1 protein-coding gene is annotated in these 606 nt (G+C 73.8%); it reads right to left on the bottom strand.

Features of this window, described 5'->3' with window-relative positions; all coding sequences use genetic code 11:
- Positions 1-606: tetratricopeptide repeat protein (locus tag E2C05_RS32340; protein WP_133223668.1), on the bottom strand; the 606-nt coding region annotated here is incomplete at both ends.

The following is a 606-nucleotide window of genomic DNA, read 5'->3' as shown; positions in this document are numbered from 1 at the left end:
GCCGCCAGCTCGCGGTAGAGCCCCGCAGCTTCCTCTGCTGCCGCGAGCGCCTCCTCGCGCCGGCCGACGTTGGAGAGCCTCAGCCCGAGGTTGGTGAGCGCCATGGCGAGGGCGGGGCGGAACGCGTCGGGAGTACCGGCCGCCAGCTCGCGGTAGAGCCGCGCCGCCTCCTCCGCCGCCGCCAGCGCCTCCTCGCGCCGGTCGAGTTCGGAGAGTATGGGTCCGAGGTTGGTGAGCGCCAGGGCGAGGTCGGGGCGGAAGGCGTCGGGGGTACCGGCCGCCAGCTCGCGGTAGAGCCCCGCCGCCTCCTCGCTCGCCGCTAATGCCTCCTCGCACCGGCCGACATCGGAGAGTCTCAGCCCGAGGTTGGAGAGCGCCATGGCTAGGTCGGGGCGGAAGACGTCGGGATTGCCCGCCGCTAGCTCACGGTGAAGCCACGCTGCCTCCTCCGCTGCCGCCAGCGCCTCCTCGCGCCGGTCGAGGTTGGAAAGCCCGACCCCAAGGTTGTTGAGCGTCATGGCGAGGTTGGGGCGGAAGGCGTCGGGGCTGCCCGCCGCCAGCTCGCGGTAGAGCCGCGCCGCCTCCTCAGTCGCCGCCAGCGCCTCC

Source organism: Paracraurococcus ruber (assembly GCF_004353985.1).
In the GTDB taxonomy this organism is placed as follows: domain Bacteria; phylum Pseudomonadota; class Alphaproteobacteria; order Acetobacterales; family Acetobacteraceae; genus Paracraurococcus; species Paracraurococcus ruber.
Note: the sequence above shows the minus strand (reverse complement) of the source record. Positions and strands in the feature narration are given on the sequence as shown.